The sequence below is a fragment of the Desulfogranum mediterraneum DSM 13871 genome (assembly GCF_000429965.1).
Classification (GTDB): domain Bacteria; phylum Desulfobacterota; class Desulfobulbia; order Desulfobulbales; family Desulfobulbaceae; genus Desulfogranum; species Desulfogranum mediterraneum.
On the sequence record NZ_AUCW01000019.1, the window covers coordinates 1 to 15,268 of the forward strand.

Genomic DNA, 15,268 nt, shown 5'->3' on the forward strand with positions numbered 1-15,268 from the left:
TTGGCCAAGTTTTTCGACACGGTGGAGCACGATGTGCTCATGGCCCGGGTCAGCAGCAAGGTACGCGACAAGCGTGTCTTGAAGCTGATCGGCACATACCTGCGAGCAGGAGTGGTGATAGGTTGCCGCCTTCACGAGACCCGTAAGGGTGTTCCCCAAGGTGGTCCGCTCTCACCACTGCTCAGTAACATCCTCCTGGATGAGCTGGACAAGGAGCTGGAGGGGCGAAGCCACCGTTTCGTCCGCTATGCCGATGACTTCGTCATCTTGGTAAAAAGTCGTCGGGCGGGCGAGCGGGTGATGGCCAGTATCAGCCGGTTCCTGGAAAAGAGGCTCAAGCTCACAGTCAATCAGGAGAAGAGCAAGGTGGCTCACATCAACGAAATCACCTTCCTCGGTTTTGCCTTTAGGGGCGCCAAGATACGCTGGTCGGACAAGGTCCTCGTGCGCTTCAAGCAACGCATTAAGGAGCTGACCGGACGTAGCTGGGGCGTCTCCATGGACTATCGACTGTTCAAGTTAGCAGAGTATCTGCGCGGCTGGATGGGGTATTTCGGGATATCAGAGCTGTATCGTCCCGTACCCGAACTCGATCACTGGCTGCGCCGCAGGGTGCGTATGTGCTACTGGAAGCAGTGGCGTTACTGCCGCACCAAGGTTCGCGAGCTGACCAAGCTCGGAACCTACCTGCATGCTGCTATTTCTGTTGGTTTGAGCCGGAAAGGTCCATGGAGATTATCCCGCACCCTGGCCACCCACTCAGGTATGACCAATCAATGGCTCAAGGGTCAAGGTTTGCTTTCTATCAAAGATCTATGGGTAAACATCCATTACCCGGCTACGGCTCGGTAGCTCATGGGAACCGCCTAGTGCGGACCCGCATGCTAGGTGGTGTGGGGGCTGGGGGAGAGATTCCCCCGGCTACCCGATTATAATTCTATTTTTTAGGTTTTGGAGGTGGAGGTGGTGCTGTTGGTTTTCTTGAACCTGTAGTAGTGGTTGGTTTTTGCACTCCACCTTTAATAGACCCTCTAGTATTACCTTCATTCAACGGTTTCTTGCTCATTTTCTTCCCCAATTAGTTCTTCTGAAATTTGTTCAATTAGAAAGCGACCTATGTTTTTACTTAAGTAAATAGATGGAACAGAGTAATACTCTTCTGATTCTTTGTAGGAAAAAACTGTTACATCTGACAACACAATTTCTTGAATATTATCATTTTCTGAATATGAAACAACTCGACCTTGATAAGTAAGGTTTTGCTCAATATCTCTTACGTAGACCCAATCAATTTCATCTGCATTTAAGAAAAACGAGAATAAATTTTCATCACCATACTTGTTGGAAATTGATAGTCTCTGAGCAATTTTATTGAAGAGTTTATAATTTACAATTGCAGAAGCAATATATGCGACTGGCAATGAAAGTAATGTTGCTTGAGCAACCTCTAATGGAAGTAGCTTGGTGTTACCATTAGAAATGATGCTCCAAATTTTTAATGTATGCCAAGCGATATCTTTTCTATCAACATTGAAGTAGATTAAGAAAAATACATCAGTGAAAAAAAATAATAATTGGAGCAAAATATAGCAACTGGCCCCAAGAACAAATGAGTAAATGCCAAACTTTACTTGATCCCATCTAGGATTGTGAACAATTACTTTGTCACATATGACAGCGGCAACAATTCCAGGGAACATAATTATTGCTACTGCTATGACCAATTGATTCAATGTTTCTTCCTATTATAACGTGGAGTTGAGGGGCGGCTTCTAAGTGTAATGTACTAAGAAAGAATTGCTTCCGTTTACCGATATTATGAAAGTGCCGCAAAGTTAAAGCCGTCCCTCTCGAACGCTTGGTTAACTTTTAATTCATTTTAATAGAGCTATGTTTCTTGAAAAAATCACGATATCTATTATGTTTATCAATGAATAAGATTAAATCTTTTTTTGACCTAGTAATTGCTGTATAAGTAATTTCCTCGCTATCTTTGTCGGTGGCAATATATATCAAGAAAGAAGCTTCTATGCCCTTAAAGCTGTGGATAGTTGATAGCTTTAGATGACCACTATTTTGTTCGAATGAAAATTTAAGACTGTCTCTTAGTTTCTTTAGCTCTATATCTAGCCGTTTTTGGACTTCAAATTCTTTAAATTCTTTTCTTATACTATTATTATTATAAACAATTTCACTTTCTCTCTTCTTAACCTCCTGATACACCTCCTCTTTTTCAAAAGTCCTCATTGTTTCTTCATTTGTCCTTTCTCTAATCTTCTTATCTAAACTCCTCAATATTTCAATGTTTTTGGACACTATAGCGATATCGTTAGGGTGGATTTCATGTTTTGTTATATTTTTGACAATACTTTCAAATATATCATCTATATTTTCCTTAACCTTTAAAGGCAAAGTTGTTCCTTCAATCACATCAAATGCTAATTGCATTTGTGTTGGCTTTGATTCAATAGTGTCTATGTCATACTTTTGAATGAGGAAGTTTGTTTGATAATCTTTCAACAATGATACCAACTGAGACTCCGACTGTGCTCTGTACGATTTTGTTAGTCGCTCCCAGCGACCAAAACCTCTAATATTAAAAGTCTTATCTCTATCTATTTCCCTTTCGTAAATATTCTGACTCTCATCACCAAAAAGTACCATTTCACCTTCCTCTGACAGGAAGTACTTTCGAACGATATTAATCCATTCAGGTCTGTAATCCTGAATTTCATCTATCAAAATAGTATTATACTTTTCAATAAGTTTCTCGTGTCCTTCAAACAAGGAAGTGTTAGAGTATATTTGTTCATAAAAAATAGACAACTCGTCAATGGACATATTCTCTTTAGTGCTGAATTCTAAACCACAAGCATTTATTTGAGACTTTATGAATGCGTGATAATTTAAAATTGCAAAACTTCCCCATGAGAAGTCGTCTCTTACATCACTAATCTTATCCCTTATAAAGTTTCTTAATGTTTTATTGTAGGTAAGGATTAAAATTTTACCATCATGCCTTTTGTGCCCATTCACAGCTCTCTTGGCCAGCACAGTTGTTTTCCCGGATCCAGCAACGCCTTTTACTTTTTGCAATAATCCTGTACCACTCACAACTAAACGTGATTGTTTTTTTCCATAATCTATATCAATGCCCTGACTGGCAACATGCATTGGTGGCTTCAAGTAACGCCTGAATTCATAATAAATATCGTCTTCAAATAATCTATTTTGAGTATTTAATATTTTATTTATTTTATATTTTAGATTGTCGGAATGTATTGAAATATTATTATCTCTCTTAATCTGACGACTTTTGCGATCAAGATAGATACGTGCTTTTTCATATTTTTGAAAGTCAATTTCCTTTCCCTTAAATTTTTCATTATTTTTAGCAGCTTTTTCTTTTAATGTTTTCTCTGCATTTGAATAGAGGCTCTCAATGTCAGATTTGCTCGAATTGTGAAAATATACAAAAGTGTCAATTACCTTATAAACGTTTTTGTTTAAAACATTTTTTTCAGCTAAGCCATTTATATGTAAATCAAACATGTTGGATTTATAACCAAATACCTGCTGAAAAGGAGATCTAAGAATTGCATTATTTTTATCAAGAATCCATGCATTTGAATAGTCCACACTATACAAAGACAATTCCCAATCTTTTACTTCAATAATCATCACTCCATAATCTCGCTTCATTACAATGATATCAGGCATATCCCCATTAAGAAATGGTTGAAAATATACCTCATATTCATCAGAAAGATGCTCAGACATATAATTGAGTAAAAATAATTCACCGGCTGTAGGCTTCACCTTCAACCTTTCAATATTTTCTAATGATGGTAACAATTCTGCCATGGTAATTATTCTTTATTGTAAATATCAATATAGTTAACGTGGACATAACCGGCGCAGTTCATCGCGTCCGTGTTGATGGATTTGTTAACTGTTTATTTTGCTGTTTCTTTTATCGCAGAGACCACGGGCGTTGATAGTATTTCAATCATTGATTTTTGATTTGAGATATCACTTTCTCCATTAGAGGAAGTATAACCTGTCGATTGAGGTGAGAAGATGCAGCTTGATGCTTGAAGCAACACCACATCCCTTACTCCTTCATTTCCTGATGCCTCCACCAGTGCAGTATGTGTCATTAGTGCATTTTGTCTGTGTTTATTTATAATTGCATTATGTTTGTGATTAAGGAAATTTTTTGTTGCCATAAACAGCATGTAAGCCATAACTGAGAATATTAGGAATTTACTGGTAGCAAGCTGTATTGTATCGTATGTATCGGCTGGTTTTAGAAATGGAATCTTATGAAGAAACAAAGTTAAAACTGCAAACGACCCTAACCCACAAGCAAGTTTTAATGAGTAACCTTGCCATTTTTCTGATTCTGCTTTGTGATGCTCATATTCTGCATTAAAATGTGATGCTTGTTTCGTTACCCCTTCTTCGGCTGCTACTCTCCTAATTTCATCTAATACTGTTTTTGCATTTTGTTCATGAGTTGATAGATTTTCGGAAATCTTGTTAGCTTTATCTTCAATGCTTTGCAAGGTTGCCCTAGCTTCTGTATCCAATCTTTGGAAATCGGCCGACCTATGAAGAGAATATGAAATATAGTGATGAAGAGATTGAAAAGCTGGTTGGTATGCTGACTCAATTTGGCTGATATATGATGTTCGAACCGAACTCGGATTTTGTTGCTCTGGGTCAAAATCTAAAATTTGTTTAAAAAGATTATAATTCGCATTAGCGTTGTCACGTATTGGGGTTAATACATTATCTGGAAAATCTTGAAGAGCTGTTGGAGATAATCTTTTATAAAGATCAATTAGTTGTTGAGCGGGATCTTGCACATCTTCAAAATTCAATTTACTACCAAGTTCTGACGTTCTTGAAAGAGTGCTAACATCAAAAGTTTGTATCCTTTCAAGAGATTCTTTTGCTTCATCATACAACTCTTGGCTTCCAATTGTCATATTAGCACCTTAATTTAATTTTCTGATCAGTTAACGTTTAATCTACGAACTTCGCTTTTGACGGCCTTTTTGAATTTCTTGGATATCTGGACAGGCCTGCTAACGGCTGCTGTTAAAAAAAAAGTGCTTAAATCGCAATGGCCTCAGGCAAGACACTCCTGATTCCAGTCATCCCTAATGTCCCAAAATTACAAGAAAGTTTCTTTAAATCTCTGTCTATATCTAAATTGTTTATCCATGACAAGTGAAAACAGTTTTTGATATACTTGAATTATTAGATATTTTTTAAGATCATTTTCGGCGGCCGCATATTGGGATATTTTTTTATGTTGCATCCGTCTTTTTTGCCAAATTTGGTTCGCTTTTGACTGCTCTGTCCCCAATATGCGTCGTTCGTATAAGCAGGTCTTTTTTATCGGATCAGGTTAATATGACTAAGGAAAACAACCATTTTCATGCTGAAGAGTTTGGGGATTTTTTGCTGAAAAGCCAGATGGTCGCCGCTGGCAAAGAGAAGTTCTATCTGATGTGGGTTCGTAAATTCTTTCAGCAGCGGCTCGATGCGGCACGGTTCAATTGGCAAGAACAACTGGATGCCTACACTTCACAGCTCAGCGATGAACCCACCATCCAAGCTTGGCAGGTAGTTCAGGCTGAACAGGCCGTTCGACTCTATTATCAAAATTTCCTGCCCAATTTTCACGGTAGCTCTGCAACCTCACCATCTCAACCCACTCCGCTGATAGTGCTCAGAGCTGATGGCACCTTTCAACCATCTGCAGCCCTCACCGCCTATCGCGAGGCAATGCGGTTGAAAAACTATGCCTACAGCACGGAGCAGACCTATCTCGGCTGGTGTCGCCGTCTCTTTGCCTACTGTCAGACCAATAACTCCTCAGGGAGGTTTCAGGATACCTTTCTATGTATAACCACTCAAAACGTAAGGGATTTTCTAGCACAGCTTGCCGTTAAGGGGCAGGTAGCTGCCCCAACCCAAAATCAGGCCTTTAGCGCGATACTTGGTTTTTTCCGGCTGGTGCTCAGGCAGGAGCTTGGTGACTTGAAAGATAGTGTGCGAGCGCACCAGGGGAGAAGGCTACCGGTAGTCTTCTCTCCAAAGGAGGTGCAGCGCCTCTTTGAGGTACTGCATGGGATCAATGGCCTTATACTCAGGGTAATCTACGGTGGAGGCCTCCGGTTGATCGAGTGCCTTGGTCTACGGGTCCAGGACCTGGATTTTGAACAGCAACTTATCCATATTCGCCGTGGTAAAGGGGACAAAGATCGGACCACCCTGTTGGCAGGGGCAACCATCCCAGAACTCCAAGCGCACCTGCAACAGGTACAGCTGCTTCACCAGAAAGACCTCCAGGAGGGGTATGGTGAGGCTGCTCTACCTAAGGCTCTTGCGAGAAAGTACCCAGCGGCAGGGCGGGAGTGGGGCTGGCAGTTGGTCTTCCCCAGTGGGAAGCGCTCTGTTGATCCCAGAACCAGGACCATACGACGACATCACCTCCATAGCCGCAGTGTGCAAAAGGCCATGAAAAAGGGCGTAAAAGCGGCAAACATCCACAAGCATGGTTCTGTGCATACCTTGCGTCACAGCTTTGCCACTCACCTGCTCTTAAACGGAGTGGATCTGCGTCAGATCCAGGAATATCTCGGCCATGCCAAAGTGGAGACCACCATGGTTTACACCCACGTGGTCAAAGATTTTCGTAATCCAGCGGTCAGCCCTCTGGACCTGCTGGAGCAGATGAACCGACACTAAAGCTAACCCTTCTCTTGGAGTCGAGTCGATGTTAAACAGGGAAAGGAAACGGGAAGGGGGAGGTGCTGGCTTTATGCTCTACTCTACTCAGGCCTCAGGTTTAGTGGTCAGGTATCCCGCCTATGGTGTATAGCGAGTGTATAGCGAGAACCATAAAATTCTGTCCCTGGCTCTTTACTCCTTTACTTCCGCATAACCGTCCTCCCGCATCAACTTGATGTAACCTCGATCCAGGTCGCGCCTTCGAATCAGCCCTCCCATGGAATCAGCCCTCCCATGTCTTGGCAGCCTTCTCTGTAACCGGCAGGGTGTGTTCCAGGGTCATGCCGGCAGACTGGAGGTGGAAATTGTTGCGCCGGTCTGCCAGATGCTCCACGGTCAGAGTACAGACCCCAAATTCCTCATCCACGGTGCCTTCAAGCAGTGGGGAAAATGGGGAAAAATAGCGTCAGATTTATTTGCACTAGCCAACCTCTTTCCACTATATCTGAACACACTATATCTGAACAGGAGACCCTCTGCCTCGAGGTGGCCACAACCGACCTGAAGCGTTTGCAGGAACAACATTTTCTCCTGGGAGCGGCTGTTCATATCAGGGGCCAGGTTGATCTATTCAGTATTATTTTATTCATTAAAATTGACCTGTTACACAGTACATCTGTTGCTTGAATTTGAAAAATATTTTTCTCTTAAACAAAAATTTTGATTACCAGGTGTTGTTGATGCTAAGAGGTTCGGTCTGAGGAAAGAGCTGTCCAGATGATCCGAGGTAGTCTTTCTTTCAATCGGGGTCGAGCTGTGGGGGGAAGGGTGGGGGAAACAAAAAAGGCACGTAACTGAGAGTCAGTTACGTGCCTTATATATGGTGGGCGGAGCGGGATTCGAACCCACGGCCTTTGGCTTCGGAGGCCAACACTCTATCCAGCTGAGCTACCCGCCCGGGAACTCAAGAATTGATGGCAGATATATACACCGTTGCTCGCCATCTGTAAACCAAAGATTGCAACCCTTTTTTCCCTGTTCGGGAAGTTCTTTCAAGAGATTCCTGCTCTGGCCCGGCTGACCCTGCGACTGACCCAACTTTACCGGGAACCAGGCTGGGGTGGGGGGAGACATGTTGAGGGCTCCCTGTCCAAGGTGCGGCATACAGCCGCCCGGTTCGAGGAGCGGACCGGTTCGATCAAGGGGCAGGCTTAGCCCCTGCGCTCCTGGAGCTGGCCCATGTACTCCTCCCACTCCACGGGCAGCGAGGATTTCTTCTTGGTGTTGCAGTCCTTGCAGCAGGGCACCAGGTTATCCTTGGTGCTTCTGCCGCCGCGGGCCAGGGGGATGACGTGATCCATGGTCAGGTTCTTGAACCCCACCTTTTCCCCGCAGTAGTAGCAGCAGCCGGTGGAGGTCTTCTGCTGCCACCAGCGGCTGCGCCGCATCTGTCGGGCCTTGTTGCGTTCGGCCCGGATGAGGTCATCATCCACACCGTCCAGACTGTAGTATTCTTGATTCATGCTCTCTTGTCTAGTGTTTCTGGGTAAGTGGGCCGCAGAGCAGCTCCCGTGCTGCCCCGACCAGGTAGAGGGAACCGGCTATGCAGATCAGCTCATCGTCCTTGGCCAGGCGGGCGGCCTGCTCCAGGGCCTGCTGGACCTGGGGCGCCAGCAGTAGCTTCCCTTGTTCCCGGTCCGGGACCTGGGCAGCCAACTGCTCCGGGCGGGCCGAGCGGCGGGGCTCGGCCTGGGTGAGGATGATGGCCCTGGCCCGTGTCAGCAGTCGTCTCCAGGCCGGGCCCAGTTCCTTGTCTGCCATGCTGCCCCAGACCAGGATGATGGGCTGCTCTGCAAAGTCCTGTTCCAGGGTTCTCAGCAGGGCGGTGATGCCGGCCTCGTTATGGGCGCCGTCGATAAGAATTTTTTTGTTTTCCTGCTTCTTTGAGTGGGGCCAGGGCGGCGAGTCGGCCTGCGAGCAGTTCAGCAGCTCCATCCGGCCGGGCCAGCTGACCCGGGCAAGTCCTGCCCTGAGCTGGTCGCCCTTGACAGGGAAGCCCCGTGTCCCCAGCAGCTCCATGGTGGCCAGGGCCAGGCAGCTGTTGGCCAGCTGATGCTGCCCGGGCAGGGGCGAGTGCAGCTGCTCGATTCTGGTTTCGTTGAGGCCGCTGTAGTGAAACAGGTCGGGCTCTCCCAGGGCGCTGAACTCCTCACCCAGGGTGAAGAGGGGACTCCGGAGGCGGTGGCAGCGCTCAAGGATCACCTCCCGGGCCTCGGGTTCCAGAACCCCGGAGACCACCGGCGTGCCGGGCTTGACGATCCCGGCCTTTTCCCGGGCAATCTCTGCAAGGGTATCGCCCAGGTGCTGCTGATGGTCCAGGGCAATGTTGGTGAGCACCGAGACCAGGGGGCTGAGCACGTTGGTGGCATCGAGCCTTCCGCCCAGGCCGGTCTCGACCACCGCGATATCCACGCCGCGCTCCTGGAACCAGCAAAAGGCCAGGGCCGTGGTGAACTCGAAGTAGGTGGTGGTGCGGCTGGCCAGGGTGGTGGTCAGTCGCTCGGCGCAGGCGGCAAACTCCTCTCTGGAGATGAACTGCCGGTTGATCCGGAAACGTTCCCGCACCGAGCTCAGGTGCGGGGAGGAGTAGAAGCCCACCCGATAGCCGGCCTCGGACAGCATGGCCACCAGGTTGGCGCCCACCGAGCCCTTGCCGTTGGTGCCGGCCAGGTGGATGGTGGGGAACTGCTCCTGGGGTGCGTCCAGCTCTGCCAGCAGCTCGCGGATGGACTCCAGCCCCAGCTTGATGGTAAACATCTGGAGCGCGTCCAGGGTGGCCAGGGCCTGTTGATAATCCATGATCCTGCTCTCTGCGAGTGGCTAGGTGGCTAGGAGGCCTGGCGGCTGTCCATCACGCTCAGGTTGGCATAGTCCAGGTGGAGGATCTTGGTGCCGTGGCGGTCAAAGGCCACCTCCACCCGCCGGGGACCGGGGATGCTGGTGATCCGGCCGTTGCCGAAGTAGCCGTGGTGGACGATCATGCCCGGGGCAAAGGTCTGGCGGGCGGACTGCACCTTTTGATGGGAGGGCTTCGGGGCAGCACCCTGAGGGGCATGGGTCTCCTGGACGCCATAGGGGGAGGGCGCCTGCTCCTGGATATAGAGCCCATGGGGGAGCTCCCGCAGGAAGGGCGACATCCCGGTGCGGTGGTGTTTGCGGTCCGGGGTCATCAGCTCACAGGGATAGGTGAGGAAGAGCTGCTTCTTGGCCCGGGTGGCGGCCACATAGAGCAGCCGGCGTTCTTCCTCCCACTGCTCGCCGGAGCCGGCATGCTGGTGGGGGAAGCGTCCCTCGGCCAGGCCGATCACAAAGACCGCATCCCACTCCAGCCCCTTGGAGGAGTGGATGGTGGAGAGGATCAGCTTGCCCGACTGCTCCTCGCCGCCGCCCTTGCTCTCCGGCTCTGGCGGATCCAGGGCCGTGTCATCGACAAAGGACTGGAGGTCGCCGTAGCCGCCGATCAGGCTGGAGATCTGGTCCAGCTCCTTGCGGCGTTTGGGATAGTCGTCGTAGTAGATCTTCTCAAAGATGGGCAGATAGTACTGGCTCACCAGGTCGTAGATCGTCGAGGGCGGCAGTTGGGGACGGCTGATCTCCCGGAGGATCGCCACCAGCTCGTCGAAGCCCGCCTTCCAGGTCTTGCCCGGCGGGTAGTCGGCCAGGCGGGCGATGGGATCGTCGGCCTGCTTGATGAAGTTGATGATCTTCTGGGCGGTCTTGGGCCCCACCTTGTCCAGCTGGAGCAGCAGCCGGTTCCAGGAGAGGGTGTCCCAGGGGTTGACCAGGATCCGGAAGAAGGAGAGGATATCCTTGATATGGGCCGACTCGGTGAGCCTGATCCCGCCGCGCTTCTCAAACTCATAGTAGTGGCTGGCCAGCTCCATCTCCAGCTTGTAGGAGTGGAAGCCGGAGCGAAAGAGGATGGCGATCTCGTTGATCGGGGTGCCCTCCTCCTGCAGCTTCTTGATGGTCGTGGCGATATAGCGGGCCTCGGCCGCCTCGTTGCGGGCCTTGAACACGGTGGGCCGGATGCCGCCCTCGATGGAGCTGAACAGGGTCTTGGTGAACTTTTCCTCGGCGCTGGCGATCACCGCGTTGGTCAACTCCAGGATAGGCTGGGTGGAGCGGTAGTTCTCCTCCAGCTTGATGATCGAGGTCCCCGGGAACTGCTCGGAGAAGCGCATGATGTTGTGGAAGTCTGCCCCCCGGAAGCTGTAGATCGACTGGGCATCGTCGCCCACCACCATCACGTTGCCGTGGATGGAGGCCAGGCGGCGGATGATATGGGCCTGGATCAGGTTGGTGTCCTGGTACTCATCCACCAGCACATGTTCAAAGCGGCTGCAGATGGCCTCGTGGGCCTCCTTGGACTCGCTGATCAGCCGCTGCCAGTTGACCAGCAGGTCGTCATAGTCCATCAGGGCATGATCTTCCTTGAACTGCTGGTAGTGCTTGTTGATGGCGTGGAAATCCTCGATGAACTCCGAGAGATGGACATGGCCTTCCAGCACCAGGTCGTCGATGGTCCGCGACTTGTTGATCGAACCGGAAATGAGGTTCATGATCACCCGCTTGGAGGGGAAGCGCTTGCCTGCCCCGGACATGCCCAGCGAGGACTTGATCAGGTTGATGATCCCCTCGGCATCGCCCCGGTCGATGATGGTGAAGCGGGAGCCAAAGCCCAGATGGTGGCCGTAGCGCCGCAGCAGCAGGTTGGCGGTGGCATGGAAGGTGCCGCCCACGATCCTGGCCGAGGACTGGTCGGTGAGCTGGCCGGCCCGCCAGAGCATCTCCTGGGCAGCCCGCCGGGTAAAGGTGAGCAGCAGGATCGATTCCGGCGGCACCCCCTGGCGGAGCAGGTGGGCCATGCGGTAGACCAGGGTCCTGGTCTTGCCGGAACCTGCGCCTGCGATCACCAGCACCGGTCCGGCTCCGTGATGCACTGCGGCATGTTGGGCAGAGTTGAGGCTGTGGGCGTCTGCTGGGGAGGAGTCGTTGAGCGGCTGGTTCGGGTCGGTGTAGATGGTGTCTTGATTGTGCATGGGGCCATTACTACCACAGCGCTCTGGAAGAGGCAATGGCTGTTGACACTATATAGAAAGGAGATTAAATTGGCGGCTCTTGAGCCAATTCAACCATGAGCCCCTGGGAAGATGGCTCTTCTCCCCGGGATCCAATCCAGCCAAGGAAAAAAAGACCCATGGATACTCTTGCCGACCGTTTCACCGCCCAGACCCTGCTCGACATCTTTCCCCAGGAGCGCAGCAATGACTTTTTTGAGGCCCTGTTCGGGGATGCCGAAGAGGGGGCCTTTGACATCCGGCTCGCCTATGACCGCTACGAGCAGAATGATCAGACCCTCCACTTTAAGCTGGAGCTGCATGAACGGCCGGGCAGGTGTCTTGCCTGTAACCTGACCTATGGCCTGCCCGATGTCTTTGCCCGTCATCCGGTGATCAATCTGGCCGGTCTGGTCAAGGATATCGATCAGCTGCTTAGTCCGGATCTGAGCTGTGAGGAGTGGAAGCTGGGCACCACCCAGCAGCAGCAGGGTTGCCACTGCATCCCGCTGGTGATCGCGCTCCGGCCACAGTAGCAGCCAGGGCAGGGGCAGGGGAGGTATCTTGTCCCGAGAGCTCCGTCCCGTAATATCAGGGACGCCGAGTCCCGGCTCCATCTTCCGCAGGCATCTTCCGCAGGCCGGTTCAACCGGCCCCGGGGTGCCTGCCAGGGCTGCCAGGGCCGGGCTGGAACCTCAGTTGGCCATGAGGCGATCGCTGTGCCGGGCCTTGCCCCTGGCCTTGACCCGGTAGAGGATATCGTCGGCCGTTTCCAGCCACTCTTTCTTATCCACGCCCTGGCTCCACTGGGAGAGGCCGATACTGACCCCGAGCTTGCCGGCAGTGGTCAGGACATTCAGGCGATCCACCGCGTTCACCAGTCGCCTGGTCAAAAACTTGGCCTTGTGGATATCGGTATCAGGCAGGATCAGTAAAAACTCATCACCGCCCATCCGTACCAGCAGGTCGGTCTGACGGATCTGCTCCTCCATCACCCTGGCCACGTCCTGGAGCACCCGGTCCCCCATGGGATGCCCCATGGTGTCGTTCACCGACTTGAAGTGATCCAGATCCAGGGCCGCGATGGTCAGGGGATGACCATGGCGCCTGGCCTGCTCGATGATCATATCGATGCGCTCTTCAAAGACAAAGCGGTTGGGCAGTCCGGTCAGGGTATCCCTGCGCACCTGGGAGAAGACCTTTTCAAACTCCAGGGTCCGCTGCAGGGGGGCAGCGATCACCGTCAGGGTCTGTTCGAGGAAGGGACGTTCCTCTTCCCGGAACGGCTCATCTTTGCGGATAAACACCAGCCTGGCCCGGTGATCGGCCTCGTTGAAGCTCCACTCAAAGGCATGCAGTGTTTCCGGCCCTGCTCCAACCGGGGAAACCTGCTGCCCTCTGAGGAGATGCTCGCCCATGGTGATGGCCTGGCGACGCTCCGGGCCGTGACTGGAGCAGTACATGTGCATCTTCTCCTGCTCCGGGTTGTAGTAACCGACCAGATCGTGGCTGCAGTGTTCCATGATCCAGATCGAGTAGGTCTCGAGCATGGTGGGCAGGTCAAGCACTCCGGCAATCCGTTGGTGGAGGATGTTCACCTTCTGCAGGATAGCCGACTGCTGCCGGTAATGTTCCAGTTCGGACAGGAGGGTGTTCATGGTGTCCGCTACTTGGGGGTCCTGGAGTGGGGATACGGTACTCGCGTTCATCGGTTTGGTCCTGATAAGTGGGTTTCGGAGTGGAGCTGGTTGTTCTTAAGTTTGAGCTTATGCGAATAGCATGCCGGTTTTTCTTCCCTTTTCAGGGGCATTCCCGGTTCAAAGAGCCGGATTTCATGGTATTTCATCCGGGGAAAGAGCCGGCTTGTCATAAATCTGACAGCCTGTTTCAAGATCATGTCAGTGATCTGTCTCTGGGCAGAGAGAAAGGAGAAAGCGTTTGAATATCGGACAGATGTTTCTGGTCGGCTTTCAGGAGGATCGGCTGGAGGAGGACTCCTGGCTGGTCGAGGATATCTGTGAGCATGATCTTGGCGGGGTGATCCTCTTTGACCGCAACATCAGCGGCAGAGTCCAGAATTTTGACAGCCCGCATTCCCTGGGGCGGCTGGTGGAGCAACTCAGGGGCTATGGTTCTTCCCCCCTCCTGATCGGGGTGGATCAGGAGGGGGGGAGGGTCTGTCGACTCAAGGAGCGGGACGGTTTCCCGGCCACGGTCAGCGCCGCTGCCATGGCCGCAGGCGGGGCTGCCTACGCCGGAACGCAGGCAGCACGCCTGGCCGCCATGCTCCGCGAGCATGGGGTCAACCTCAACTTTGCCCCGGTGGTGGATCTGGAGCTGAATCCGGATAACCCCATCATCGCCCGCTATCAGCGCAGTTTCGGTGCAGATCCAGCCACCGTTGTCCGCCTGGCCGAGACCTTTATCCGGGAGCACCACCTCCAGGGGATCGCCTGCTGCCTCAAGCATTTTCCCGGTCACGGCAGCGCCGGAGGAGACTCCCATGCGGGCTTTGTCGATATCAGCGACTGCTGGGAGGAGAAAGAGCTGGCCCCCTATGCAGCCCTGCTTGGCCAGGGCTATGCCGACGGGGTGATGAGCGCCCACCTGGTCCATAGGGGCCTGGATCCCAAGGGGCTGCCTGCCACCCTCTCCCGGGAGATGGTGGCCGGGATGCTCCGCGGGCAGTTGGGTTTTTCAGGGGTGGTCTTCAGCGATGACCTCCAGATGGGGGCCATAACCCGCGGCTGGAGCTACAAAGAGGCCGTGCAACTGGCGGTCCTGGCCGGAGTGGATATCTTGGTGGTGGGCAATAACCTGGAGTATCGGCCCGACTGCGTCCGCCAGGGGATCCGGGCCATCACCGAGCTCCTGGATTCCGGCCGGATAGAGGAGCAACAACTGGAGCGCTCCCTGGAGCGGATCAGGATCTTGAAAGAAAAAATCAAAGGAGAACGTCCATGGAAGAGCGTCCGTCAAGCCACAGCCTGATCATCGGCTATATCATCTGGATCTTCGGCTTCATCGGGGCCCACCGTTTCTATTACGGCAAGCCCATTTCAGGCACCATCTACTTCTTTACCCTGGGGCTCTTCTTTGTGGGCTGGCTGGTGGACCTCTTCCTGATTCCGGCCATGGATCGCGAGGCGGATATCCGCTTCCAGGCCGGTCCTGTCGACTATACCGTGGCCTGGCTGCTCCTGGTCTTTCTGGGGCTGTTCGGCATCCACCGGATGTACATGGGTAAGTGGATCAGCGGCATCATCTACCTCTGCACCTGCGGCCTGTTCGGCCTGGGTTATATCTACGACATGTGGACCATCAACGATCAGATCACCCTGATCAATGGCCGCCAGGGTAACTCCGGAGGCGGATTCGCCCTGCGGCAGCAGTGAGGAGCA

General features: G+C 51.7%; 13 protein-coding genes and 1 tRNA gene. 5 read left to right on the forward strand and 9 right to left on the reverse strand.

The features are described from left to right. On the forward strand, window positions 1–852 hold an 852-nt coding region (locus tag G494_RS0110030; RefSeq protein WP_028584437.1), incomplete at its 5' end, for a reverse transcriptase domain-containing protein. A 191-nt stretch (window positions 853–1,043) separates the two neighbouring features. On the opposite strand, the gene G494_RS0110040 is transcribed toward G494_RS0110030, so the two are convergent. From G494_RS0110040 to G494_RS26115, 3 genes are all read right to left on the reverse strand, one after another. Beyond that, a complete protein-coding gene (locus G494_RS0110040) occupies window positions 1,044–1,733 on the reverse strand; it encodes a hypothetical protein (RefSeq protein ID WP_028584438.1) in 690 nt (229 codons plus the stop codon). Between the two features lie 136 nt (window positions 1,734–1,869). Beyond that, window positions 1,870–3,864: a nuclease-related domain-containing DEAD/DEAH box helicase gene (locus G494_RS0110045; protein ID WP_028584439.1), complete on the reverse strand. Its 1,995-nt coding sequence runs from the start codon at window positions 3,862–3,864 to the stop codon at window positions 1,870–1,872. Window positions 3,865–3,956: 92 nt separating this feature from the next. Next, a complete protein-coding gene (locus G494_RS26115) occupies window positions 3,957–4,994 on the reverse strand; it encodes a hypothetical protein (protein ID WP_084456660.1) in 1,038 nt (345 codons plus the stop codon). 430 nt (window positions 4,995–5,424) lie between these two features. Here G494_RS26115 and G494_RS22800 point away from each other — a divergent pair, with 430 nt between their 5' ends. Then, entirely contained in the window at window positions 5,425–6,765 is a 1,341-nt protein-coding gene (locus G494_RS22800) for an integron integrase (RefSeq protein ID WP_208597663.1), read from the forward strand. 265 nt (window positions 6,766–7,030) lie between these two features. Here G494_RS22800 and G494_RS26715 read toward each other — a convergent pair whose 3' ends face one another. From G494_RS26715 to G494_RS0110095, 5 genes are all read right to left on the reverse strand, one after another. Further along, window positions 7,031–7,174 carry a hypothetical protein gene (locus G494_RS26715; protein ID WP_153305830.1) on the reverse strand — a complete coding sequence of 48 codons (144 nt, stop codon included), beginning with the start codon at window positions 7,172–7,174 and terminating at the stop codon, window positions 7,031–7,033. A 454-nt stretch (window positions 7,175–7,628) separates the two neighbouring features. After that, window positions 7,629–7,705: transfer RNA gene (locus G494_RS0110075), tRNA-Arg, on the reverse strand. Between the two features lie 253 nt (window positions 7,706–7,958). After that, the gene (locus G494_RS0110085; RefSeq protein WP_028584443.1) at window positions 7,959–8,270 is read right to left on the reverse strand and encodes an HNH endonuclease; all 312 of its coding nucleotides are present in this window, start codon (window positions 8,268–8,270) and stop codon (window positions 7,959–7,961) included. Window positions 8,271–8,280: 10 nt separating this feature from the next. Further along, window positions 8,281–9,606: a bifunctional folylpolyglutamate synthase/dihydrofolate synthase gene (locus G494_RS0110090; protein WP_028584444.1), complete on the reverse strand. Its 1,326-nt coding sequence runs from the start codon at window positions 9,604–9,606 to the stop codon at window positions 8,281–8,283. A gap of 29 nt (window positions 9,607–9,635) precedes the next feature. Beyond that, window positions 9,636–11,849: an ATP-dependent helicase gene (locus tag G494_RS0110095; RefSeq protein ID WP_028584445.1), complete on the reverse strand. Its 2,214-nt coding sequence runs from the start codon at window positions 11,847–11,849 to the stop codon at window positions 9,636–9,638. A 158-nt stretch (window positions 11,850–12,007) separates the two neighbouring features. Between G494_RS0110095 and G494_RS0110100 the strand changes: the two genes are divergently transcribed. Next, entirely contained in the window at window positions 12,008–12,403 is a 396-nt protein-coding gene (locus G494_RS0110100; RefSeq protein WP_028584446.1) for a pancreas/duodenum homeobox protein 1, read from the forward strand. 159 nt (window positions 12,404–12,562) lie between these two features. Here the strand turns inward: G494_RS0110100 and G494_RS0110105 are convergent, their stop codons facing one another. Further along, window positions 12,563–13,576: a GGDEF domain-containing protein gene (locus tag G494_RS0110105; protein ID WP_028584447.1), complete on the reverse strand. Its 1,014-nt coding sequence runs from the start codon at window positions 13,574–13,576 to the stop codon at window positions 12,563–12,565. A 229-nt stretch (window positions 13,577–13,805) separates the two neighbouring features. Between G494_RS0110105 and G494_RS22805 the strand changes: the two genes are divergently transcribed. Continuing rightward, complete coding sequence (locus G494_RS22805) at window positions 13,806–14,858, forward strand: glycoside hydrolase family 3 N-terminal domain-containing protein (RefSeq protein ID WP_051305582.1); 1,053 nt, start codon at window positions 13,806–13,808, stop codon at window positions 14,856–14,858. Continuing rightward, a complete protein-coding gene (locus tag G494_RS0110120) occupies window positions 14,828–15,262 on the forward strand; it encodes an NINE protein (protein ID WP_028584449.1) in 435 nt (144 codons plus the stop codon). Before G494_RS22805 ends, G494_RS0110120 begins: the two co-directional genes overlap by 31 nt. Window positions 15,263–15,268: the final 6 nt, after the last annotated feature.